This is a genomic window from Terrimonas pollutisoli, assembly GCF_029360765.1.
Classification (GTDB): domain Bacteria; phylum Bacteroidota; class Bacteroidia; order Chitinophagales; family Chitinophagaceae; genus Terrimonas_B; species Terrimonas_B pollutisoli.
The window spans coordinates 89,491-113,838 of sequence record NZ_JARKNA010000019.1 but is presented as its reverse complement, the minus strand read 5'-3'; the positions used below and the strand labels follow the sequence as shown (position 1 = coordinate 113,838).

At 41.8% G+C, this 24,348-nt stretch carries 11 protein-coding genes; 6 read left to right on the top strand and 5 right to left on the bottom strand.

The genetic code is table 11. The features are described from left to right. Positions 1-145: 145 nt before the first annotated feature. On the bottom strand, positions 146-1,591 hold the full coding sequence (locus tag P2W73_RS22265; protein ID WP_276504316.1) for an alpha-L-fucosidase: 1,446 nt from the start codon (positions 1,589-1,591) through the stop codon (positions 146-148). Positions 1,592-1,687: 96 nt separating this feature from the next. On the opposite strand from P2W73_RS22265, the gene P2W73_RS22260 reads away from it, so the two are divergent. Both P2W73_RS22260 and P2W73_RS22255 read left to right on the top strand, forming a co-directional pair. Further along, positions 1,688-2,581 (top strand): AraC family transcriptional regulator, encoded by an 894-nt coding sequence (locus P2W73_RS22260; protein ID WP_276504315.1) that lies wholly within the window; start codon positions 1,688-1,690, stop codon positions 2,579-2,581. Between the two features lie 284 nt (positions 2,582-2,865). After that, the gene (locus tag P2W73_RS22255; protein WP_276504314.1) at positions 2,866-3,102 is read left to right on the top strand and encodes a hypothetical protein; all 237 of its coding nucleotides are present in this window, start codon (positions 2,866-2,868) and stop codon (positions 3,100-3,102) included. 26 nt (positions 3,103-3,128) lie between these two features. On the opposite strand, the gene P2W73_RS22250 is transcribed toward P2W73_RS22255, so the two are convergent. The 3 genes from P2W73_RS22250 to P2W73_RS22240 form a co-directional block, all read right to left on the bottom strand. After that, the gene (locus tag P2W73_RS22250; RefSeq protein ID WP_276504313.1) at positions 3,129-11,849 is read right to left on the bottom strand and encodes a glycoside hydrolase family 94 protein; all 8,721 of its coding nucleotides are present in this window, start codon (positions 11,847-11,849) and stop codon (positions 3,129-3,131) included. Positions 11,850-12,040: 191 nt separating this feature from the next. Next, positions 12,041-13,342 carry a response regulator gene (locus P2W73_RS22245; protein ID WP_276504312.1) on the bottom strand — a complete coding sequence of 434 codons (1,302 nt, stop codon included), beginning with the start codon at positions 13,340-13,342 and terminating at the stop codon, positions 12,041-12,043. A gap of 7 nt (positions 13,343-13,349) precedes the next feature. Further along, positions 13,350-19,487, bottom strand: coding sequence for a HAMP domain-containing protein (locus tag P2W73_RS22240; protein ID WP_276504311.1), 6,138 nt, complete (start codon positions 19,485-19,487; stop codon positions 13,350-13,352). A 162-nt stretch (positions 19,488-19,649) separates the two neighbouring features. Here P2W73_RS22240 and P2W73_RS22235 point away from each other — a divergent pair, with 162 nt between their 5' ends. Continuing rightward, the gene (locus tag P2W73_RS22235) at positions 19,650-20,084 is read left to right on the top strand and encodes a response regulator (RefSeq protein WP_276504310.1); all 435 of its coding nucleotides are present in this window, start codon (positions 19,650-19,652) and stop codon (positions 20,082-20,084) included. 11 nt (positions 20,085-20,095) lie between these two features. Here P2W73_RS22235 and P2W73_RS22230 read toward each other — a convergent pair whose 3' ends face one another. Then, a complete protein-coding gene (locus P2W73_RS22230; RefSeq protein WP_276504309.1) occupies positions 20,096-20,437 on the bottom strand; it encodes a response regulator in 342 nt (113 codons plus the stop codon). Between the two features lie 25 nt (positions 20,438-20,462). On the opposite strand from P2W73_RS22230, the gene P2W73_RS22225 reads away from it, so the two are divergent. The 3 genes from P2W73_RS22225 to P2W73_RS22215 all read left to right on the top strand — a co-directional run bounded on the left by P2W73_RS22225 (position 20,463) and on the right by P2W73_RS22215 (position 24,206). Then, positions 20,463-21,575, top strand: a complete 1,113-nt coding sequence (locus P2W73_RS22225; RefSeq protein WP_276504308.1) for a sensor histidine kinase — start codon at positions 20,463-20,465, stop codon at positions 21,573-21,575. Between the two features lie 8 nt (positions 21,576-21,583). Next, positions 21,584-23,038, top strand: coding sequence for a hybrid sensor histidine kinase/response regulator (locus P2W73_RS22220; protein WP_276504307.1), 1,455 nt, complete (start codon positions 21,584-21,586; stop codon positions 23,036-23,038). Between the two features lie 403 nt (positions 23,039-23,441). After that, positions 23,442-24,206 (top strand): murein L,D-transpeptidase catalytic domain family protein, encoded by a 765-nt coding sequence (locus P2W73_RS22215; protein WP_276504306.1) that lies wholly within the window; start codon positions 23,442-23,444, stop codon positions 24,204-24,206. Positions 24,207-24,348: the final 142 nt, after the last annotated feature.

Below are 24,348 nucleotides of genomic sequence, written 5' to 3'. Positions count from 1 at the left end.
TTAAATAATATCAAATCATTTTACCAGATTATAATGAAATATTAACATACTTTAACAGAATATATGTTTCTAAATCGTTACAACAGCAAAAAAAAGAGCCGTGAAGTAACACTTCACGGCTCCCCATGTTGAGTTATTTTATATATTAATTTTCCCCGGCAGGAATAAATGAAAAGGCGAGTGCCGGATTATTTTTTTTGGATTGTATTAATGAAGAGGGTAGTGTAAGTATTACCGTATCTCCTTCTTGCTTCCATTTTATTGTTTCCCCGCTGTCAAGCAATTTGATTTTGCTACCTTTTTTAGGTAGGTTATTATGCCAGGTTATTTCTTTTGCGATCGGTTCATTTTCTTTGAGACAAACCAGGGCATACCGGTTACCCTCTTTAGGATTTTGTGTAAACCAGATATTGCCTTCGTGATAGTTTTTTGTGATCCGGGTATTATAAATGGCTTTGCTGTTTTTGCTCATCCATTTACCTATTTCTTTCATTTTTTCCACGGCCTCGTCAGGGAGAACGCCATCGGGTTTAGGACCAATACCCAGCAATAAACTTCCTCCTTTGGCTACTACTTCGATCAACGAATGAATTACCTGCCGCGATGATTTGTATTTATCTCCCGGCACATAACCCCAGTTATTGGCAAGGGTCATACAACTTTCCCAGGGGTGATCCAGTTGTTGCTCAGGAATTCGTTGTTCGGGGGTTTGATAGTTTTCAAATTTTCCATGCACGGTCCGGTCCACCATCAATAAGCCAGGCTGCGCTTTTCGTGCCATTTCCGCTATACGTGGCATGTCAATATCCTGGCTCCATTCGGGAATTCTTGCTCCCCAGGAAAGCACTTCGGCATTTACGGTTTCCCGTGGGCGAACCCAGCCACCATCCAGCCAGAGAATATCAACACTGCCATAGTTATGCATCAATTCGCTAAGTTGATTATAAGTAAATTCCTTGAACTTGTTCCAGCGCCAGGGAAATTTTCGAATATCATAATTGTTGTTGCGGTCTGCTGTGGCATATTTTGGCCACCAATAATATTCCGAGTGCCAATCGGGTTTGGAAAAATAAGCACCAATCATAAATCCATTTTTTGAAAACGCATCGAATACATATTTCGCTACATCAGCCTTTGGATTGTCTTTAAACGGTCCTGCGGAAATTTTAAAATCACTTTGTTTGGTATCAAACATATTGAAGCCATCATGGTGTTTGGTAGTAAACACCAGGTAACGCATACCGGCCTCTTTTGCCACTTTAGCCCAGTCTTCAGGATTAAAGTTTACCGGGTTGAATTTTTTGCTTTGTCCCCAGTACCATTTTTTGTAATCCTCATAGGCAATAGTACTATCCCGGTCAATCCATTCTTCCGAACAAAGATTCCATGATTCCATAATGCCTGGAACAGCATAAAGCCCCCAGTGGATGATGATACCAAACTTTTGATCCTGCCATTTTTCCAATTTGGCTTTTACGTCCGGATCCGTTGGCCATTCGTAGGTAGTGGATTGTGGGTGAACATTTTGTTGAGCTATTACAAGGCTCTGCAGAAGCACGGAAACGCAAATGAGCTGGATTTTTTTTAGCATGGAAGTAGTGATTTGTGACAAAGGAATGAAATTCCACTTTCTTTCCTGTACAAAATGCTTCTATTTTACCACATGCTGATATTTTATTAATATTGTTTGGGGCTTATAAACAATTGTAGCAATATCAAACCTGTTTTTACCCATATTGGTCATTCACCCCACGAACAAATCATAATTGTTGAAAGGAATGTCCCTTATTTCAACACTCCCTTCCATTTTCATCCAGAGTTGGAGATGGTCTATATCCAGGAAGGCCATGGAAAAAGAATTGTAGGCGATAGCGTTGCAGCTTTTAATCCTGGTGAACTTGTTTTATTAGGTTCTAATATTTCACATGTATGGTATAGTGATGAAATCTATCATCGTGGAAACCCTAACCTGCGATCAAGGGCCATCGTTTTATACTTCAATAAAGATATTTTTGGAAGCAACTTTTATAGTCTTCACGAGACCCAGCATTTAAAACAATTATACCACAAAGCAGAAAGGGGATTGAAGATAAATGACGGTACTAATGAAAAAGTTGTGGCTTTGATGCGGGAAATGCTGGGTGCAAAAGATTTGAACCGCATTATCGTCCTGTTGCAGATATTGGAAACAATTTCTTCAGGTGGAGAATATGACTTGCTGGCGAGCATTGGTTACCATAATACCTATGATACTATAGATAATCATAAGATCGATTCGGTGTTTCAATATGTGAGTCAAAACTTCGGTCACGATATTAGCCTGGAAGATATAGCCAAAAATTGCAACATGACGCCTCAGTCGTTTTGCCGTTTTTTTAAAAAAAGAACACAGAGAACTTTTATCGATTTTTTAAACGAGTTCAGGATAAGCCATGCCAAAAAATTGATGATAGAGAATGAGGAAATGACCATCCGCGAGATCGCCTTCGACTCAGGGTTTAATAATATTTCCAACTTCAACAAAATATTTAAATCGCTGACTTCCGTAACACCGAAGAAGTATAAGGAAATGCACCATTAAATTTTTTTCTTTAGTCGTGGAAAAAACTAGTCATGGTTGTGTAAACTTCTCCACACGGGTTTTTCCTCAGTTTTATTATTTTCAACAGGAGTGTTCACTTACCTGACCCGGGACAAGTTTTTTGCTCCATTACAGTATGATTTTTTTAAAAAATATGTATAGCAGGTTAAGATCACTCCATAAAATATGAAGTATAATTGGTAGGCCTTGTTAATAATTAAATAAATGTGCCACAATGCTAATGGCATGTTTATTTCTTTATTTACTATGAGTAAATCACTTCTATGAAGCAAGTCATTTTGTTGCTGGCGATACACCTGTTAATTTTTCATCAATATCAAAAAGATAAAAAAGAAAGTTCCGGTAATCAGGATAAACTGGCGATAAAAGATAAAATTCAAAATAAGAAGCAGCCTCTTTCCCTTTACGAGTCCCGCCAGAAAAAGGATAGTTCAAATTCCAGCCTCTTAAAAACATCTTCCTACGAATTTCAATCCTATACATTTCTTAGGATGCGCTAATAGCTTATTTAATTTCTTCCTTATTATTAGATGAATATTTTTATGTCATGCGGATTGCCATCATTTTTCAGATGGATTGACTGATCTTGCCGGGGCACTCCATCAATTACCATTTTTGAACCACTGGTTTTTTCCTGCGATTGAATGATTTCAATACTATACATGGTTTGCTGGTATCGATAGTTGATCCTGACGGAGCCCCAGTCTGCCGGAATGCAGGGAGCAAAGCTGAGGCAATTGCCCTTTCTTTTGAGGCCAATAAAAGATTCGATGATCAATTGATACATCCAGCCCGCCGAACCTGTGTACCATGTCCACCCGCCACGGCCCTTGTGCCTTTTCACTCCATATACGTCAGCTGCTATCACATAGGGTTCCACTTTGTATTGTGTAATAGAGGAAAGATCGGCTCCGTGATTAATCGGATTTACCATTTGCAATAATTCCCAGGTTTTCTTTTTATCACCAAGATTAGCGAAGGCCATAATCAGCCAAATAGCGGCATGTGTATATTGACCACCATTTTCCCGGACCCCCGGCACATACCCTTTTATATAACCGGGATTGAGTTTTGATCTATCAAATGGCGGATTGAAAAGCTGGATGATCTGGTCATCTTTTCGCACCAGGTGCCTATCGGCCGATTGCATGGCCTTTAATGATCGAACAGGATCGCCTGCTTTGGAAAGCACCGACCAGCTTTGGGCAATGGAGTCGATTTTGCATTCGTCGTTCATCACCGAACCCAGCGGGGTGCCATCATCAAAATAAGCCCTGCGATACCATTCGCCATCCCATGCATGCAGGTGAATATTATTTTTTAGTTGTTCCGCCTGCCTTCGGCATTTATCTGCAAAGGCAATATCATTTTTCAAATTAGCGACTTCAATAAAACGAACCAGGATATCATAAAAGAAGAAAGCAAGCCATACACTTTCGCCTTTTCCGTGCTGCCCTACTTTATCCATACCATCATTCCAATCGCCTGAGCCGATCAAAGGCAGGCCATTGGCGCCAAACCTGAATCCATGTTCAATTGCCTTTACACAATGCTGGTAGAGTGTCGCTGTTTCATCCGAGCGGATGGGAAGATCATAGTAGGATTCTTCTCCTTCGTTCAATGGACGACCCTCCAGGAAATGGATGGGTTCGTCCAGCAATTTTTCATCGCCGGTGGTTATGATATAACGGCTGGTTACCAGCGGCAGCCACATAAAGTCATCGGAGCAGGTTGTTCTTACACCGCGGCCGGATGGGGGGTGCCACCAATGCTGAACATCACCTTCTTTAAATTGCCGGGAAGCACTTGCCAATATTTGTTCCCTGGCGAATTCCGGTTTTGTATGCATTAGTGAAAGCACATCCTGCAATTGATCCCTGAATCCAAATGCACCACCTGACTGGTAAAAACCACTCCGGCCCCAAATGCGGCAAGCCTGTGTTTGATAATTTAGCCACCCGTTAGCTAAAATATTGGTGGCTGCATCGGGAGTTTGCACCTGCACAGCAGTTAATGTTTCTTCCCAATATTGCTTTACTTTTCCCAATGCTTTTTGAGCAGCGCCTCTTCCTTCAAAATCTTTGATCAGTGCTTGAGCAACATTGATATTTTTACCGGCCCCCAACCTAAAAATAACTTCATGCTCTTCATCATCTGCAATGTCAAATGCTGTTTGAATAGCGGCACAAGGGTCAAGAGCTGCACCTGTTTTACCCGAAAGTTTGGTCCGGTGCATAGCTTCAGGACTGCTCATAGCTCCATTTCTTCCGATAAATTCTGTCCGGTCGCCAGTAAATGATTTATTGAGGCCGTCTACATCAAAAAAGGCAACACGTTGTTCAAATTCTGTATTATAAGAATTTCTGGCAAGTATGGCGCCGCTACGCAAGTCCATCTCGGTAATTACATGCATCAATGACCTGGAGCGAAGATCACCCAATACCCATTCAATATAACCTGTCACCGATAGGCGACGAAGTCTTCCTGATCTATTTCGCACTTTTAAGACAAAGAATTTGATAGGAGCGGCAATGTCTGTATAAATGCAGAAAGATGTTTCAATTCCATCTTCACTGTGTTCAAAAATACTATAGCCAAAACCGTGACGGGTAATATAAATCGACTTGCCGCGGCAAGGCAGCGGAGTAGGGGACCAATAACGACCGCTTTCTTCATCACGAATGTAAAATGCTTCACCTTTCAGGTCGGTGACCGGATCGTTGTTCCAGGGTGTCAGGCGAAATTCATGGGCATTGTCTATCCAGGTATAGGATTGACCGCTTTCTGAAATGATGCTTCCAAAATCCGGGTTAGCCAGGATATTTATCCATGGAGCCGGAGTAGATCGGGTGGCTGTGGTTGTTATCACATATTCTTTACCATCTTTTGAAAAACCACCATACCCGTTAAAAAATTGCAGATCGGCAGGGGCAGGAAGTGTTGTGTCAAGAGACGACGGGAATTTGCTTGGACTAAACGCAGGTGCCGTTGTTTTCAATTTTGTACGACCGGCAATCTGATCTTCCAATGAACCCAGTTTATCGGCGATGATAACATGAGCTACACTTTGAAATAATATTCTATCCTCATTGGATATTTGATCAGCCGAGCGGATAAAAATTCCACCGGGTTGGTTAGAATCTATCACGATACCCGGGGTCACCAGGGCTTGTATTTCGTTATGCAATACTTGCCGGTATCCTCCATGGTCCTCGTTCCAGATAACAAGATCAACCAACAAGCCTTTTAATCGCCAATAAGCATGTGCCTGTACTAATTGTTTTACCAATTCAATGTTGGATGAGTCTTCTATCTGCAGCAATACGATGGGCAGATCGCCTGAGATGGAGGAGCTCCAGAGGCCAGATTGGCCTCTCGTGTTTTTCAGCATGATGCCGGGATCTGTCCGTAACGATGCATTGGCATAGATGATGGAGCTTGCCAAACGGGAGTAAAGCTGTGCATCCGATTCATTCGCATTTATTTGCCTTAGTATTACCTGGCTATGCGTCCAGGCTAATTCAAGTATACGGTTAATGAGATAACGATCCTGGTATTTTTCGATCAATGTTGTGCAAAGCTCTTTTGTATCGGCAATTCCAAATATCATGTCAATAGTTGCTGACTCATACGGTTCCAGCACAATGCGATATTGTATGGATACAACAGGATCTAATACCGACCCGCTACTGCCTGACAAGGGCGAAGATTGGTTGATGATCTTTGGATCGTGTATAGAATTACCACGACCGATAAATTGGTCGCGGTCTGTTTCATACGACACATTTTTGATTTCGACATCATGTGCTTTCATCAGGTGAAACATCCACGGATTGTTTTCTTCTTCGGATCTTGGTCTGCGTGTGCAGGTAATGGCATTGCGTTGTTCATTGATCTCTGTTTGAATGAACAGGTTGCTGAACGCCGGATGCATTTCGTCTGCAATAGCTGCTGCCAGCACTACTTCTGCATAGCTGGTAATTTCTATAGTTCTTTTTTTTCTCGACCGGTTGGTGATATGTACTCTTCTTAATTCTATATCATCCTCAGGCGATACAACAATTTCCGTATGCGTTTCCAGTGCAAAATCTCTTCGCCTGAATTCGGCACGTCCCTGGGAAAAGACAGCTTCATAGTTGTCACCCTCTTTCAACGTAGGCTGAAAAGCTGTGGACCACGATGAGTTGTTATCAAGATCCCTGATAAAACAAAATGTACCCCAATTGTCGCAAGTACTGTCCTGGCGCCATCTCGTCAGGGATAAATTTTTCCAACGGCTATATCCGCCGCCGGAGTTTGATACCATCACATGATAGCGGCCGTTCGACAGTAATTGAACTTCGGGAATTGGAGTGAAAGGAGTGTCGAGCACCCGCATAAATCCATTACCACCGGGGATGATGCTGGTATCTGCTTCATGTACACTTGGTGAATAGAATGTAGTGACACGGGGTATTCTTTCCTGCAGCAGTAATAAAGCTGACTTTACCTGTACATCGGATTCAAAACGCTGCTGCATGGGTTGAGCCAAAAGGAAATTAGCGATCGATAGAAAACTCATTCCCTGGTGATGCGCCATAAAGGAACTAATCACCGATTTGTTTTGCTTTCTGGACAGGCGACCCGATGTATAATCCACTGCTTCATAGAAACCAAACTTTCCTTCAAAGCCTTCTTTTTTTAATACCTGCAAATTGTCGTACGCTTCTTGTGGTGCTACCATTAAAGCCATGACGGTCGAATACGGAGATATTACGAGGTCTTCACTCAATCCTCTTTTAAAGCCAAGACCAGGAACACCAAAAGGATGATATTGATAATTGAGATTTGCGTCTACCATATTATAGCCGGATTCAGAAATGCCCCAGGGTACGCCGCGTTTGCGGCCATACTCAATCTGTTTTTGAATAACGGCTTTGGTAGTTTGATCCAGTAAAGTGTTTTCATAATTGGGCATTACAAGCAACGGCATCAGGTATTCGAACATAGAGCCACTCCATGAGAGAAGTATTGGTGTGGTGCCGATATTGGTTAGCTGGCGTCCTAATGCGAACCAACTTTGTTGCGGCAGTTTGCCTTGTGCTATGGCGACAAAAGTGGTGAGCCTTGCTTCGGAGGCGAGCAAATCATAGTAGCTATTATCTTTTCGGTGATCATCGGCATTATATCCAATTGTAAGTAAATGTTGTGACCTGTCATACAGGAAGTCATAGTCGATATTGGAGAGCTGATCACATTTCGATACTAACTGCTCGATCATAATCAGCATTCCTTTCGCTCTTCTGCCTGATTCGGTAATGGCTGCCCTGTAATTGGTAAGCCAGCGATTTTCTTCTTCGGTATTTGCTGATGAAAAAAGTTCATTGATCTTTTGCAATAGTATTTGCTCAATCTTCGCCAGTTGATTAAGCGTTGGAATGCCGGGTAGTGAAGGGATCAGCTCTTCGAACCTGGCAGGTGGTGATGATAAATACAGCCAGGGCACGAAGATGCCCAGGTCGTTCTTTATACTTTTAATATGTGCAAAAATCTTTTGTATCCACCAGTCGGCTTCTGTTTCGGGATCGGTATCAAGTTCAACAAAAATACTGGTCAATGATACCTCGAGCTGATCGAGATATTTTTTTATGCTTTCAGGATTGTCAATATTTTGAAGATAGTTATTCGATAAATCGGTTTGAAATTTTTGCAGGGAGGAAACCTTGATTTTTTTTGAAAGAATTCTTAACTCATCAATAATTCCTTCAAACATATTGTCACTGACTATTCTTTTGTCAGCGATTGAAAGCAGACCCTGTTTCAGCGTTATCAGGTGCCCGACCAGGTTACCACTATCCACGGTTGAAATATATCGGGGGGCTAATGGCAATAATGTTTGTGTATCGTACCAGTTATAAAGGTGCCCCCGATACTTTTCCATTCGTTGCATGGTGGTCAGTGTATTGTTGGTAAGTTCTATTAACTCACCGGCTGTTACGTAACCGAAATCGTAGGCTGTGAGATTCGCCAGCAGCGACAAACCAATATTGGTAGGAGAAGTGCGATGAGCGATACGTTCAACAGGTTGCTCCTGGTAATTGTCGGGGGGGAGCCAGTTGTCCTGTTCGCCTACAAAGGTTTCGAAGAAAGCCCAAATTTTTCTTGCCAGCGTTCGCAGGTAAATTGTTTGCTCTTTGGAAATATCAACTTTTTCCTTTTCATAAGGAAGGCTAATATACCATGCTACAAGTGGAGAAGCAAACCAAAGGATGAGTAGCGGCAATACTTTTAAAAGTGTAACAGAGTTGAAAACGGCGAGATAAATAAAAACAGCCATTGCCAACAGCGGGGCAAACCACATGATCTTGTATAATGCACCAACCGTTTTTTGCCCCGAACTGGTATTCGAATAAGGATTCCATTGCAATAAGTTTTTCCTGGAAATCATTATTCTCCAAATCGTTCTTAAAATAGCATCTGCATTGTTGTAAGCCTCGAAAGGCAAACAAATGAAATCAATTGTATGCTGGGCTAAGCTGTCTTTTAATGACCGGACGGTATAAATAAAATGCTGAACAAAAACAGAGTCAGCCGGTTTTCGGCTCAATTGCCAGGCAAAGCTGATAATGGAAGGAAGGAAAAGGACCGATAAGACGATAGCTGTCCAAAAGAGAGGATTGGCAGAAAAGATCCAGCCGAACAGTAATAATAGTAACAAGGCGATGGGGACAAGGCTTCTGCGGAGATTATCGAAAATTTTCCATTTCGAAAGTAGCGTAAGGGGGTTGCTATATATCTTTTTACCGACACCCGAAACAAACGGAAACAACCAGTTTGCTATTTGCCAATCACCTCTTATCCACCGATGGCGGCGATAAACATCAATTACGTAAGAGGATGGGTATTCTTCGTAGAGTTGTACATCTGTTATCAACCCCGCTCTTGCATAGGCGCCTTCTAAAAGATCATGGCTTAATATCCGGTTTAAAGGAAACCGGTTTTTTAATGTTCTTTCAAAAGCTTCAACATCGTAGATGCCTTTCCCTATGAACGAGCCTTCCTGGAACATATCCTGGTATACATCAGATGTAGCTTTTGTGTAGGGGTCGGTACCAGGTTCATTACCGTGAATGTTGGAAAAGAAAGTACTGCCCGTTGTATTTAAACTATTCGATACCCTGGGCTGTAAAATGGTATATCCTTCAGTAATTCTTTTTTTCTTTGTTGAATAAACAGGATGGTTTAACGGGTGAGCCATGGTGGCTACCATTTGCCAGGCCGAATCACGGGGTAGTTGCGTGTCGGTATCCAACGTTATTACATACTTAACTTTAGTGTATACATTTTCATCACCAATAATAAGCGAAAATGGGCTCTTATCTCCGTCTTGTATCAGGGTATTCAAATCACCAAGCTTTCCTCTTTTACGCTCAAATCCCATCCATTTTTTCTCCCGCTTATTCCATAAGCGGGGGCGGTGAAAAAGAAAGAATGTATCATTACCAGGCCGGTCATATTTTTTATTTAGCTCGATGATTTTTGAAGAAGCATATTGTAATAAAATATCATCTTCTTCCATCTTTTCCTGGTTAGAGTCCTTAAAGTCGGTCAATAATGCAAAAGAGAGATTAGCATCCCTGTTGGCCAAAAAGCGAACCTCCAGCTGTTCGATCAGGTCTGCGATGCCAGCACTGCTTGTCAGTATAGTGGGTACCACTACCATACTTCGATACTCATCCGGAATTCCTTTGGAAAAATTCATCCGGGGTAATAAAAATGGTTTTGTAAGAATGGTGGACAGCCAATTTACGATTGCGACAGCCAGCTGACTGGTCGCAATGATTCCTATTGCGGTAATTGCAATAATGGACCATTTTTCAAATCCTTCTTTACTGATTTTTGAATAAATAATCCAGGATAATAATGCAGTTATTAAAAGTATTGACCCGGCATAGATCAGCAGCGGAATATGTCTTGCCAATTTGCGTACACCTTCCTTATAGGTAACACGCATTTTTGCCAGTTTCTCCGTTCGTTTTAATGCAGCCCCATATAAATAATAGCCGACATGTGTTGTTCGCAGTTCACCATTTTTTTCCTGGCTTTCTCTTGCGAGGTCTATGGTAATTTTTGCTACCTGTTGTTCTGAGAGATGGCTGTATTTAGCAATCTTTTCTACTACATGCCGGTAGTGGTCCCTCGTTGTGAAATCCATTTTTGGATAGATGCCAGAAGGATCTTGCCTGAGCGTGTATTCAACAAGGCTGGTTGATTCGACAAATTCACGCCAATCACTCGTTCCCAAAAAACGAAGACTGCTGATGCTGTTGCTGATCGAAACCTGGTCAGCCGCCTGCTTTTGATTCTCATGATGGATTAGCTCCATGCTGCTCACGCCTTGCTCTGATAAAGTTTGCTCCAGCCAATTAATGGCTAAGGTTAGTGAGCTTCCTTTTTCCTGCAGCCTTCTTGTTAGTTCTGCTACAAAAGAGCTGTCCATGGAAAGATCGGCTCTTGCCATATCGGCAATAATCAATACCAGGTTCTTCGGATCTTTTTCTACTACGTTGATCAGTTGATCGGCCCAATGCTCTGCGGTCGCTTTATTGGCAATATCGATGGATATCTGGATAGACAAACGTCTGAGATTTTCAAGAAGTGCCAGTCGCAGCATGATTGGAATGGCCCACAACTCACCTAGCTTCAGCGGTGTAATAGTCTGATAAGCCTTTACAAAACTTGAAAGATTTTGGAGATTCACATGGCCATCACTATGGGAAATAATTTCTACAGCAATATCGTATACACGGGGTAACCCGGCAGACATCCCCTTGGCTAATTGCGGTAGTCCTTTACTATATCCTTTGGGTAAATGTTTTTTTGCGGTATAGATCTGCTCCTCTATCAAATAAAAATTGTCGAGTAACCATTCAGCTGCCGGAACGATCCTGTTATTTTGCTTTACAGTTTGAGTGATCACTGCATGAGCTTCTAACAAAATACTTTCGTTTTCTGCGAGCCGTTTTAACAGCTGCTCAGATGGCTCCTGCGTGATGAGGGAGTGTTTTGCAGCAAGCGTTCTTGCCAATTGTTCCAGCTGCTCTTCGGTATATATTTCAGAACGGAGCGGTTGACTCTCATTAGCATTTTTCGAACTACGTGTATCGGTGAAAAAAGGCTCAATGACATTTTTTTTGAACTTAGAAATTGCCTGTGGCAGCATTTCAAAGAGGTCAGTTTGCTTTCTTTTTCTTTGATCTGCTCTCATTGCTTATAAAAACTTTATTGAATTAGTGTTATCTAATGATCATAGGTTGGATTATTTTGCTTTTTATAAGCCAATATCATGCCTTACCTTCTTGTGAAATATGGTGTCGGCCAATCACTTTGGTATCCAGCCAATAAACAAAATCAGGGAGATATTTGTTTATTGCAGACCTTAGGGGAGGAGGGATATTTTTAAGAATTGACAGGCTGTTCTGCCTCGACTTTTTTTTCCGGAAGGCCAATAATAAAAGTGGCTCCCTTATCCGTTTCACTTTCGGCTTTAATAAAACCGTTATGTTTTTCTATAATTTTTTTACAAATAGAAAGGCCTACGCCTGTTCCTTCAAATTCATGGTAACTGTGCAATCGCTTAAAGACCATGAAAATTTCGTCGGCATAGGAGTTGTCAAAGCCAATCCCGTTATCGCTGACAGAAATTTTATAATAATCGGCGTCCGCTGGTGTATTGGTATAATCACCTACTTCAACCGGGGTCATTTTTGTTGCCGAAATAGTCACAACCGGCGGAACATTCTTTTTTCTGAACTTGATGGCGTTACCGATCAGGTTGTAAAATAGTTGTTGCATCAGATTAGGAATGACCCTGATTACCGGTAATTTTTGAACATAGATCCGGGCATTTGTTTTTTCTATTTCTATTTCCAGTTCGCCCATTGCCTCATGTACCAAATCATTCAGATCAGTTTTCTTAAAATCAGAAGGATTAACTGAATGTCTTGAAAAACTAAGCAGGTCATTGATTAGTGACTGCATCCTTTTGGACGAGCTGATGATTTTTTTGAAATATTTCTGGGTTTCTTCATCGTGGCTTATGTTCGATAATATTTTGTCGCTGAAGACCTGTATTTTTCTAAGCGGCTCCTGCAAATCATGCGAGGCTACATAGGCAAATTGATCAAGCTCCTCATTTACCGCTTTAAGATGTGCATTGTTTTGTGTCAATTGTTCATTTAAAAGCCGTACTTTTTCTTCTGATGCTTTCCTTTCTTCTATTTCTTTTTGCAATGTGCGGTTGGCTGCTAATAATTTTTTTTCATGTTGAAGAAGCTGTAAATTTTTTCGATACAGTTCAACGAATACACCAACCTTAACCCGCAGCATATCGGGGTTGATAGGTTTATAAATATAATCCACCCCCCCGGTTTTATAACCTTTAAAGATAATTTCCTCGTCATAATTGTGCGCAGTGATGAAGATGATGGGTATATCCCTTAGCTTATCTCTTTCGTAGATAATGGCAGCTGTTTCAAATCCGTTGAGGTCCGGCATCTGCACGTCCATTAAAATCAATGAGAAGTCATGCTGGGTCAATAAAATTTTCAACGCCGCTCTTCCTGAATTTGCCTTTACAACCGTATAGTTGTCCTTTTCCAATATGGCTTCTATGGAAAAAAGGTTATCTGCCCTGTCATCCACAACAAGAATCTTGATCTCCGATTTGGAAAGAGGGTATTGTGAGTTGTTTGGCTTCATTCAATTCTTATTTATATAACCACACTCTCATAAGCGACAATAGCTGATCAATTTTTACAGGTTTGGTTATATAATCAGACGCACCAGCCTCAATACATTTTTCCCTGTCGCCTTTCATGGCTTTTGCTGTAACAGCAATGATCGGTAAGGTGGTATTCTTGTGCTCCCGCCTGATCTTTTGGGTGGTTTCATAGCCATCCATCTCCGGCATCATGATATCCATTAACACAATATCAATGTTATGATTCTCCTCGAGGATATTCATTGCCTCTTTACCACTTTCAGCTGTTATCGTGTTGATATTATACTTTTCAAAAGCTGTGGTTAATGCAAACAAATTACGAACATCATCATCTACTACCAATACTTTTTTATTCGTAAGAACATCGTTCTTTGAGCGCAAATTTTCTATCAGCTTTCTTTTTTCCGGTAAAAGGTCTTTGTGATCGATATGGAGCAACATGACTGTTTCTTCCAATAACAAATCAAGCGAAGTAACATCTTTCAGCAAAATGCGGTTGGCATATTGTTTAAGTTGTGTTTTTTCTTTCGGTGAAAAATCCCTGGCAGAATAAATAAGTATCGGCGTTGTCAATGTCTTTCGCAGGTTACTTATTTCAGTGATCAGTTCCAGGCCGCCAATGTCGGGCAGCATATAATCAACTATTACACAATCGTAGTCGTTTTTCTTTATTAATTCCAATCCTTGCAGTCCCGAACACACAATTTCAATCCTGATCACATCACCGTTCTCCAGTATTTTTGCCACCTGTGATGAATCCAGTTCATTGTCTTCAATGATCAGCAGTTTCTTTTGCGTCACATCGTTGTAATGTATAATGTCTGCAAATAGTTCATTCAGGGCAGCATTGGTTAATGGCTTCAATTGAAAACTCCTGGCGCCTCTTTGCATGGCGAGCAGGCGGTTTTCTTCACCCGAAATGAGGTGAATAGGAATGTGCCTGAAGTTGATATCATTTTTAAACAGGTCGAGAACACGCCATCCGCTTGCATCTGGTAGTTTTACATCCAGCGTTACAGCAATAGGATTGTACTTATTAACCAGGTCAAACACACTGGCAAAATTGGTGGCAACTACTACACGCAGGTTCAACTCATGCGCTTTTTCGATCATAATCTTTCCAAAGCGAACATCATCTTCAATGACCAGTACAACTTTATCACCGCTGACAATATTATTCCGGTCATCACCCATCTCGTTGATGATCTCATTGAGTGCTTCCAGGTCCTTTGTCTCATTTACCTTAATGGTAGGAACAGATTGCAAGGCAACATTTGATTCTGAACCTTCGGCTAATTTGTAAACACCTGGCTGCAGCGTACTTTGTTTTTCCTTCTTCGTTATCACCGGGTTGTAATCTATCGGGAGGAAGAGTGTAAAGGTGCTGCCATGTCCTGCTTCACTTTGCAGTTCAATTGAACCTCCTAACAGGTCGGCCAGACCACGGCTGATGGAAAGTCCTAAACCTGTACCTCCATACTTTCGGCTCGTAGAACCTTCGGCTTGCTGGAATGCTTCGAAGATGATATTCTGTTTATCTTTTGAGATACCAATGCCTGTGTCCCTGATCTCAAAGGCAACAACCCGTTTGGCTGCTTCCAGGTTTGGATTAGCCTGGCGCCAATTGTGCCTGGCTTCATAGATATTAAGCCTGACTTCTCCTTTCTCCGTAAACTTGAACGCATTCGATAACAGGTTTTTGAGGATCTGGTTAAGGCGTTGTGCATCCGTTTCCATACTGGCCGGAAGTTTTTCATCAAGGTCAATACTAAACCGGAGATTTTTATTTTCAGAAATATGTTTGAATGTTGTCTCGACAAAAGTGGTGATTTCGTGAAAGGGCAGGCTTCCGAAATCTGTTGAGATGTAACCTGATTCAATCTTGGAAAGATCGAGAATATCATTGATTAGTTGAATAAGATCATCGCCGCAACTGTGAATGGTTTTAGCATAGCTTACCTGTTTTTCATTCAGGTTGCCATCATGGTTTTCATAGAGTTGTTGCGCAAGGATCAGCAATGAGTTTAATGGCGTTCTTAACTCATGCGACATGTTGGCCAAAAACTCGGATTTATATTTTGATGTGATCTGTAACTGCTCTGCTTTTTCTTCCAGGGACAGCCTTGCTTCTTCCACCTCTTTATTTTTGGCCTCCACTTCTTCTTTTTGTTTTACCAGCAGGTGTGCTTTATCCTGTAGTTCTTCGTTTGTTCTTCTTAACTCATCCGCCAGTGATTGTGACTGCACCAGCAGGCTTTCTGTACGGGTATTCGATTCAATCGTATTCAACACGATCCCGATACTTTCGGTGAGCTGACTTAATACATCGAGGTGTATATCGGTAAAATTGTCAAATGAAGCCAGTTCAATTACCGCTTTGATTTCCTTTTCAAAAAGCACCGGCAACACGACCAGATTAACAGGGGAGGCCTTACCCAGGCCAGAACCAATTTTGATATAATTTTTAGGAACATTGGAAAGCAGGATACGTTGTTTTTCCAATGCGCATTGTCCCACCAGGCCTTCACCCAGTGAAAACTCTTTGGATGTTTTTACTTCATCTCCGTAGGCATAAGCCGCAAATAATTTTAGCTTGGATTCTTTTGAATTATCATCCTGTTCCAATATGTAGAACATTCCTTTCTGCGCATTTACCACCTGTGCCAGCTCTGAAAGGATACGCCGTGTTACTGTATTCAGATCCTTTTGTCCCTGCAGCATTTGTGTAAACTTGGCAAGGTTGGATTTCAGCCAGTCTTGCTCCTGGTTACGCAGGGTAGTTTGTTTCAGGTTGGCGATCATTTGATTGATCGTGTCTTTCAGCTCTTCTACTTCACCTTTTGCCTCTACGCGGATCATCTGGGTAAGATCACCTTTGGTTACAGCTGATGCCACTTCCGAAATAGCCCTCACCTGGGTTGTCAGGTTTTCTGCTAATTGGTTTACGTTTTCGGTCAGGTTTTTCCAGATACCGGATGCGCCTGGCACCGAAGCCTGGCCACCCAATCTCCCTTCTACACCCACCTCGCGGGCCACATTGGTTACCTGGTCGGCAAACAGAGCGAGGGTATCAATCATTTCATTGATCGTATCAATCAGCTGGGCTACCTCACCACGGGAAACAATCGATAATTTTTGTTTCAGATTACCCGTAGCAACTGCTGTTACCACTTTGGCGATACCTCTTACCTGGTTGGTAAGGTTGGAAGCCATCATGTTTACGGAGTCAGTCAAATCCTTCCAGGTGCCGGCAACACCCTGTACTTCCGCTTGTCCACCGAGCTTACCTTCCGTTCCCACTTCACGGGCCACACGGGTTACCTCGAATGCGAAGGAGTTTAACTGGTCCACCATCGTGTTGATGGTATTTTTCAATTCGAAGATTTCACCTTTTACGTCGATGGTTACTTTCTTCGTTAAGTCACCGGAGGCCACCGCTTTTGTCACCTCGGCAATATTTCTTACCTGGCCGGTAAGGTTACCGGTCATTTGGTTTACGGAGTCTGTCAAATCTTTCCATGTACCAGCGACACCGGGTACGAACGCCTGCCCACCCAACTTACCATCCGTACCTACTTCACGGGCCACACGGGTAACCTCGGAAGCAAAGGCACGAAGCTGGTCCACCATGGTGTTCAATGTTTCTTTCAACTGGAGAATTTCTCCTCTTACATCCACGGTGATCTTCCTTGACATATCACCATTGGCCACGGCGATCGCCACATCGGCGATATTACGCACCTGTGCGGTAAGGTTACCGGCCATTTGATTTACTGAGTCTGTCAAGTCTTTCCAGGTTCCACCTACACCCGGTACATTAGCCTGTCCGCCGAGCTTACCTTCCGTACCTACTTCACGGGCCACACGGGTTACTTCAGATGCAAAGGCACGAAGCTGTTCCACCATCGTGTTGATCGTATTCTTTAATTCAAGGATCTCACCCTTTACATCCACTTCAATTTTGCGTGACAAGTCACCGTTCGCCACGGCTGTCGTTACCTCGGCGATATTTCTTACTTGTGAAGTGAGGTTTGATGCCATCTTATTTACGGAATCGGTCAAGTCTTTCCAGAGACCTTCTACACCCGGTACATCAGCCTGTCCACCTAATTTACCTTCGGAACCTACTTCACGGGCAACACGGAATACCTCGGAACCAAATGAGTTCAACTGGTCCACCATGGTATTGATGGTATTCTTCAACTCAAGAATTTCACCCTTTACATCCACGGTGATCTTTCTTGATAGATCACCTTTTGCCACCGCTGTTGTTACTTCGGCAATGTTTCTTACCTGTGCCGTAAGATTGGACCCCATCTGGTTTACGGAATCGGTCAAGTCTTTCCAGGTGCCGCCCACACCCTGCACTTTCGCCTGGCCGCCCAATTTGCCCTCCGTACCTACTTCCAGTGCCACACGGGTTACCTCTGATGCAAAGGAGTTCAGCTGGTCCACCATCGTATTGATTGTATTCTTCAATTCGAGGATCTCACCCGCCACATTTACCGTAATTTTTTTCGAAAGGTCACCGGTTGCCACAGCTGTTGTTACATCGGCGATGTTACGCACCTGAGCTGTAAGGTTGGATGCCATTTGGTTTACAGACTCTGTTAAGTCTTTCCAGGTACCACCCACATCCTGCACTTTTGCCTGGCCGCCGAGTTTACCTTCCGTTCCTACTTCCAATGCCACACGGGTTACCTCGGATGCAAATGAGTTCAACTGGTCCACCATCGTATTGATGGTTACTTTTAACTCGAGGATCTCACCTTTTACATCCACCGTAATCTTCCTCGACAAGTCACCTTTTGCCACCGCAGTAGTTACTTCGGCAATATTTCTTACCTGTGCGGTAAGATTACCCGCCATCTGGTTTACCGAATCGGTCAGGTCTTTCCAGGTACCACCCACACCCTTTACTGTAGCCTGTCCGCCCAACTTTCCTTCACTACCCACTTCCCTTGCCACACGGGTTACTTCCACTGAAAACGAGTTGAGCTGGTCCACCATCGTATTGATTGTATTCTTCAGCTCAAGAATTTCACCTTTTACATCCACGGTGATCTTTCTTGACAAGTCACCTCTCGCCACGGCAGTGGTTACTTCCGCAATGTTTCTTACCTGGCCGGTAAGGTTGGATGCCATTTGGTTTACGGAATCCGTTAAGTCTTTCCAGGTACCGGCAACACCCTGCACTTCTGCCTGGCCGCCCAATTTACCATCAGTACCTACTTCACGTGCCACACGGGTTACCTCGGAGGAGAAAGAGTTCAGTTGGTCCACCATCGTATTGATGGTATTTTTTAATTCAAGGATTTCGCCTTGTACGTCCACCGTGATTTTTTTACGTAAGTCACCTTTGGCCACCGCTGTAGTTACCTCGGCAATATTTCTTACCTGCGCGGTAAGATTACCTGCCATCTGGTTTACGGAGTCTGTCAGATCTTTCCATACACCTGCGACACCCTTTACTTTAGCTTGTCCACCCAGTTTACCTTCACTACCTACTTCACGTGCCACACGGGTTACCTCCATGGAAAACAAATTCAATTGCTTTACCATGTCATTCACCTCCGCAGCAATATTGGCAAACTCACCCTGCAACAGGTGATCACCAATTTTTAAAGGCATTTGCTGTGACAGATTTCCCTTCGCCACCGAGCTGATTACATGAGCTATTTCAATGGTGGGGTGTACCAGGTCAGAAATAAGACTATTAATAGAATCAACGCTGGTAGCCCAGGACCCTTTTGCATATCTTGGTAAAGAAACCCTATGATTGAGGTGCCCTTGTTTACCTATCGTATGCCTTGCCTGGGTTAGCTCTTCTACCAAAGCTTCATTTAAAGAAAATATTTCATTAAGTGTATCGCATAATTTTCCGCTTAAGCCAATTTTGTCAATAGGCATGCGTACACTGAAATTTCCCTGTCTTACCTCGGATAATATTTTAAGTAATTCCCGGTTATCAAGCTCATCAGAAAACTCAGCATTTTTCGGCGATGTTTTTTTTGCCTTGCCGTTTGTTTTTTTCACAATGGTAGTTGTATCAGCAGGAGAAATTACGTCTTCAGTAAAATTTGCAGGAACCGATGACCGCAGCGAGCTTGGCTTTTTTTTCATAGCTTGAGCTTATTGAACGTTTAAGTGTATCTAATTAATAAAATTTGAAAAAGCACCGGGTTAGTCACATAATTACAAAGAAAAAATCAAAAAAAGTTACTGATAAATTCGCAAAATGGAATTATCCTTAACTTACAGCAAACTAACTTAAGTAATAAAACTGTGCCATTAACTCCACCTGATCAAAAAGCCGTTGCCCCCCATTTAATCCCCAAATTTATCCTGCTTGGTGAGGATGATATCGACGATGAAGACCTGCTGAAAGAAATTTTTTCCGACATCGATAACAGTATAGCGCTTCAGTTCATTAATACGGGTCGCAAAGTGCTGTCCGTTTTAGAAGCAATGTCTTCAGGTCAATTACCCTCACTGATTGTATTGGACTATAACATGCCAGAGCTAAATGGCGCAGAAATATTAAAAATACTAAAAGATAACCCACGATACGATCACATTCCGAAAGTGATTTGGAGCACGTCGGGGTCGGACGTTTACAAAAAGAAATGCCTTGAATTGGGAGCAAAGGAATATGTTATCAAACCATCCAGCATAAACGACCTGTCGGCTATCGCCCGGCGATTGCTTGCTCTTTGCTAAAGATTGTATGGTTAAAAAGTACTGTTCAACAGCTTCATCGAAATTGGTTTTTCCCAAACTGTAACCTGAGGTGAATTCGGAAAAAAATCACCTCTTTGATGATAGGCGCTGGCAAGGTAAACCCGCAAGTGTGGATTTTTTTCTACGATTGCATCCACATGTGTCCAGCCTTGCCCATCAGGCAAATTGTTATCCAAAAGAAGTATGTCGGGTTGAGCGTCTTCAATTAATTGTAACCCTTCTTTCAACGTGTAAGATGAAATTGTTTCGTAATTCTTTTTTTTAAAATAGTTTTCCATGATACGGCAGTAATCTACCTCATCGTCAATAATTAAAACTTTTAACTTTAACATTCCATCGGTTTAAAAAATAAAAATAATGAGCACAACAGAATCTATTGAACGCAACAAAGATTCGTATTCAGATGCATTTTTTTTATTTGATGCTAAAAATAAAAAAATATTATTCTCCAGTGTGTCTGCTCCGCTTTTTTTTGAATCATCTTCACTTGATCTAAATCATGATTTCACGGCTATATTCGATTCTTCCGATTATACGGAAAACATAAAAAAACAATGGGAGGCATGTCTTGGCTTAAAAGAAAATCAGGCGCATAGTTTTTCTTTTAATAAGACTGATAACACCCCGGGCTCACCGACATATACTATCAATGCCCGGGGAATAAAACTTCCTGTTTTTTCAGACTCACTCCTTCTTTTTATTCATGGGAAAAAATCGGCTGCACAAAATGGCGGCGCCTCTTCCGGTAATTCGCCCCGCAATTATCAAAAAGATTATGCCGAATTTATTGATTTAGCTGCTCATGACCTGGATGCGCCATTGCGAAAGCTTTCCGTGCTTATTGATCGTGTTGTCGATAAGATTGGCGGTTCAGCAGATTTGCAGGGATATATAACCCGCATTCAAGCTTGTTTATCGGACATGCGTACAATGCTTGATAGCCTTTCAACCTATGCAGGTATTGATGCAGTTGATTCGGAAATGCATGCCTGTGACCTCTACAAAATTGCTGGTGAGGTTAAAGGAGAATTGAAGCAGATCATTGCTGAAAAAAATGCGTCAGTTAACATCAATTCACTTCCCATAGTTATTGGTAATAGGGCGCAATTAAAGCTATTGCTGAAGGCCTTGCTGGAAAATGCCCTTGTTTTTTGTAACAAAGACATGGAACCGGTAGTGGAAGTAAATACAGAAATATTGAGCAAAGCGGAAAAGCAACGATACAAATCATTAACGGCAAAAGATTTCTTTAAGATCACCGTTCGGGATAATGGTATCGGTTTTGCTCATGAAGATGCTGAAAAAATCTTTCGGCCTTTTGTCAGGCTAAATGGTAAATCGGAATATCCCGGTAGCGGAATGGGATTGGCGATCTGCAGAAAAATAGCCGAAAAACATAACGGCATCATATATGCAGAAGGACATGAAAACAATGGGGCAAGTTTTACTTTAATTTTACCACAAACCTAAGAGGGAATATGCTTACCGGCCGCAAGATCAGAATTGCAATTATTGATGATGACGAAGATGATTATTTCATCATTGCTGATTACATACAAAATATTGCAAAGGATAAGTTCATTATTGATTGGTGCAATAATTATGACGAGGCAGTTAAGAAAATTAAAACCGGCCAGTATGATATTTACTTTGTCGACTACCGCTTAGGAACCCATACAGGACTGGAGCTTTTACAAGAGACATCTGGTAAGAGGCTCGACAATCCTGTCGTTTTATTAACAGGTAAGGGTAGCCGTGATATTGACATTAAAGCCATGCAGAGCGGCGCCACTGATTACCTGATCAAATCAGAACTCAATTCAGAAAAGCTGGAACGCTGCATGCGTTATTCACTTGATCGTGCCGCTGACCTCAAAGAATTAAGAACAAGGGAGAATAAATACCGGGCACTCTTTGAAAATTCAAAAGACGCAGTGTTTATCGGTAATGATCACCTGGAGTTAAAAGAAGCTAATCATGCAGCCACACTTTTATTCGCTGCCAGCAGCGAAGAATTAGCCAATTGTGATTTATTTTCTTTTATCCGTGATGACTCGCAAAAAAAAATGGTGCAGGGCCTTTTTGAAAAGAATCAGGATATAAGGGACCTCGAATTGGAAATCGTTAGTAAAAAAGGTGAAGTAAAGCCATGTCTTCTTTCTCTGTCATTTATTGGAGATAGCGAAAACAAAAAAATTGTGCATGCCGTATTGCACGATATCACAGCTATAAAGCGGGCGGAGCTGGCCAACCTGCATGCACAAAAACTGGCTTCGAATGAGCGTCTGATGCGGACCCTGGCGCATGAAATAAGAAATCCTTTAAATAACATCGGGCTTTCGCTGGATCAATTTATGATTCCTGAAGAAGATGAGGACGAGGAGGAACGTCATCAGAACCTGGTGGATATTATGCAAAGAAATTGTGTACGCATCAACCACATCATTACGGAGTTGCTTGATCTTACCCGGCCATTGGAGATGGCATTTAAAAGATACTCCCTGCAGCATTTACTCGACGAGAGTATCAATTATGCGGCGGACCGAATCAACTTGCAAAAAATTACCTTGCACAGATATTTCCCCAACAGCCCACTGGTAATAGCCGCTAATGAATCAAAACTTGTTTTAGCCTTTACCAATATTATGATCAATGCCATTGAAGCAATGGAAAAGGGCAAGGGGGAACTGACTATTAAACTTGCCGAGACACCGGACAGTTATGTGGTGACTATCTGCGATAATGGTAAGGGAATTCCGGAGGAATATTTGCCTAAGTTATTTGAACCGTTCTTTACGTTAAAGAAAAATGGAATGGGTCTGGGATTGGCAACGTCTTATACAATCCTTCAATCGCACAAAGCCAAAGTGCATGTGGAAAGCAAACTAAACCAGGGAACCAGCTTTATCATCACATTTAAGAGGGAAGATTGATTAAATTGGATAGTTTGTAAGACGCAGAAATTCCACACTTTTTTAGGACCGATTGTAAATAAGGGATTGTTGAGTAATTAAATACACACTTTATTTCGATTTCCCGTTTAAAAATATTGGTATTGCTTTTGCAACTTCTTTATTAGATTTTCATAGGATATTGGATTTTAAAAACAGGGGAGGATTTCCATCCACCCCTTTCTTTTTTAATGGTCGTTCTGTTTTCTGGCATTACTGTGACAATCTTTAAATTTCTTTCCTTTTACCATCTCCATAAACATTATTGTATTGATTTATAGTCACTTAAAAAGTGAGTTTCAGAAATGTTAATTGGGAAAAAAATGCCCCAAAAGGCATGATTTTGGTGCAATACGGCTGATTTTTAAATGACCCTTTATCAGCTATGAACAGGAACCTGAAATCTTTTTATCTCATTTTATCATCATTGTTTATCAGTCTTTTACATTTACCGTTTGCCTTCGGTAAGTCGGTGACAGAAAGGCGTGTAAAGGACAAGAATGCCGTATGGGTGTCTGTCAATGATCCCGCCTTAACGGAGGGCAGTCATAAGTCTGTTTACGACAGTTTGAAGCTGGATCTGGCTGGTCTCAGCAGGGAAGCATTTGATTTTGCAAAAAGGGGATGGGAAAAACTAAAGACTCAGGGCAGGTTGCTCAACCAATCTGTTATTGGGATAGTCGACTTCAGTCAGCCAAGTAGTCAAAAAAGGTTGTATGTGCTGGATATGAGCAACTATAAAGTGCTTTACAATACACTGGTAGCACATGGAAGAAATTCGGGCAAAGAAACAGCTACTTATTTTTCAAATAGAACTTCGTCTTATAAGAGCAGCCCGGGATTCTACATCACCGGCGATACATACAATGGAAGTAATGGTTATTCTTTGCGACTGGATGGAATTGAAAAAGGAATAAATGACAACGCACTTTCAAGAGCTATCGTCATACATGGAGCTAATTATGTAAATGAATCTTACATTGCTTCCCGCGGTTACATTGGAAGAAGCCAGGGTTGCCCGGCCGTACCTCTAAAAAATGCAAAGGCTATCATCAACACATTAAAAAATGGGGCTTGTTTATATATCTACGCTCCCGATCAAAAATATCTTTCTCACTCCTCAATGCTGGCTGATACCGTGAACGGATAAAATCAGCAATATACAGACAAACGTTTTTTTAAAATGTTCAGGTAATTCACGACTACCTGAACTTCTTGTTTTTTGGTATTTCAATACCGTCCAATTCATTATTATATAATCCTTAATTTAGCCGCTCATTTTACTGACTATG

Coding starts and splice junctions, on each gene's coding strand:
- P2W73_RS22265 (WP_276504316.1), bottom strand. CDS start 1,591: ATGCTAAAAAAAATCCAGCTCATTTGCGTTTCCGTGCTTCTGCAGAGC.
- P2W73_RS22255 (WP_276504314.1), top strand. CDS start 2,866: ATGAAGCAAGTCATTTTGTTGCTGGCGATACACCTGTTAATTTTTCAT.
- P2W73_RS22250 (WP_276504313.1), bottom strand. CDS start 11,849: ATGAGAGCAGATCAAAGAAAAAGAAAGCAAACTGACCTCTTTGAAATG.
- P2W73_RS22245 (WP_276504312.1), bottom strand. CDS start 13,342: ATGAAGCCAAACAACTCACAATACCCTCTTTCCAAATCGGAGATCAAG.
- P2W73_RS22240 (WP_276504311.1), bottom strand. CDS start 19,487: ATGAAAAAAAAGCCAAGCTCGCTGCGGTCATCGGTTCCTGCAAATTTT.
- P2W73_RS22230 (WP_276504309.1), bottom strand. CDS start 20,437: ATGTTAAAGTTAAAAGTTTTAATTATTGACGATGAGGTAGATTACTGC.
- P2W73_RS22225 (WP_276504308.1), top strand. CDS start 20,463: ATGAGCACAACAGAATCTATTGAACGCAACAAAGATTCGTATTCAGAT.
- P2W73_RS22220 (WP_276504307.1), top strand. CDS start 21,584: ATGCTTACCGGCCGCAAGATCAGAATTGCAATTATTGATGATGACGAA.
- P2W73_RS22215 (WP_276504306.1), top strand. CDS start 23,442: ATGAACAGGAACCTGAAATCTTTTTATCTCATTTTATCATCATTGTTT.